The sequence below is a fragment of the Campylobacter sp. DY7 genome (assembly GCF_057802535.1).
Window position 1 is genome coordinate 1 of sequence record NZ_JBYJAU010000033.1, and the last position, 1,179, is coordinate 1,179.

Sequence of the window (1,179 nt, forward strand, 5' to 3'; positions counted from 1 at the left end):
TATGTGTAATTTATCCAGAGAGCTTACCAAAAAATTTTGAAAAAATTATTCAGTTGAGTGGGCTTAAATGTGCTTTACGTCCTTTGCACGATAAAGATTTAAACGCAGATGAAGAACACACCCCCCCCCCCTCTCCTTTCCTTTCTCTCTTTTCTCCCCCTGTTCTTTCTTCTCCCTCTCCCCCCTTTTCCTCTTCCTTCCCTTTCCCTCTTCCCCCTCTTTTCCCTCTCTTCCTTTTTTCTTCTCTCTCCTTCCCCCCTCCCTCCCCCCCTTCCCCCTCTCCCTCTCCTTCTCCCTCTCTTCCCCTCTTTCCTGGCTTTCCCCTTCCATCTTCTTGCCCTCCTCCCCTCTCCTCCCTCTCCCCCCTTCCCCTCTCTCTTCCTCCTTCTCTTCCTTCTCCCTCCCTTCCCTCCTCTTTCTCTTTCTTCTCTTTTTTCTCTCCTTCTGGCTTCTTCGAGCTTTTTTCTTTTTCTTCTCTTCCTCCCTTCTTATTTCCTCCCTCTCTTCCCCTTCCTCTTCCTCCCCCCTTTCCTCTTCTCCCCTCCCTCTCCTCCTCCCTTTTTTTCTTCTCTTCCCTTCTTTCCCTGTTCTCCTCCTCCGCTCCTCCCCTTCCCTCCTTTCTTTCTTTTTTCCCCCTCCCCCCCCCCCTCCCCCTCCTTCTCCCCCCCTTTCTTTTTTCCTTTTTTCCTCCCCCATCCCTCCCCCCCCTTCTTCCTTTTTTTGCGTCGCCTCCCCCCTCCCCTCTTTTTTTCTCTCTTTCCTTCTCCCTCCTTCCCCCCCTCCCCTCCCCCCCCCCTTCTTCTTTTTTTCCTTCTTCCCTTCTTCTTTCTCCCCTTTTTCTTCTCCCTTTCCTTCCTTTCTCCCCCCTCTCTTTTCTTCCCTCTTCCCTTCTCTCTCTTTCTCTTCTTTCTCCCCTCCCTCCCTCTCCCTTTTCTCTTTCCTCCCTCCTTTCCTCCTTCCTCTTTTTTTCCTCCTCTTTTCCTACCTCCCTCCTCCTCCTTCTCCCCCCTTTTTCTCCTTTCTTTCTTTTTCTTTTCCCCCTCTTTTTCCCCCTCCTTTTTTTTCCTTTTTTTTTCCTCCTCCCCCCCCCCTTTTTTCCTTTTTCCCCTTTCCCCCCCCCCCCTCCCCCTCTTTCTTTTCTTTCCCCTTTCTTTTTCTCCTCTTTCTTTTTCCCCCCTC

General features: G+C 51.0%; 1 protein-coding gene. It reads left to right on the forward strand.

The genetic code is table 11. The features are described 5' to 3' along the window. Positions 1 to 53 precede the first annotated feature (53 nt). Positions 54 to 1,179 (forward strand): hypothetical protein (locus AC1B00_RS09545; protein ID WP_488849492.1); only part of this gene is annotated, 1,126 nt, incomplete at its 3' end.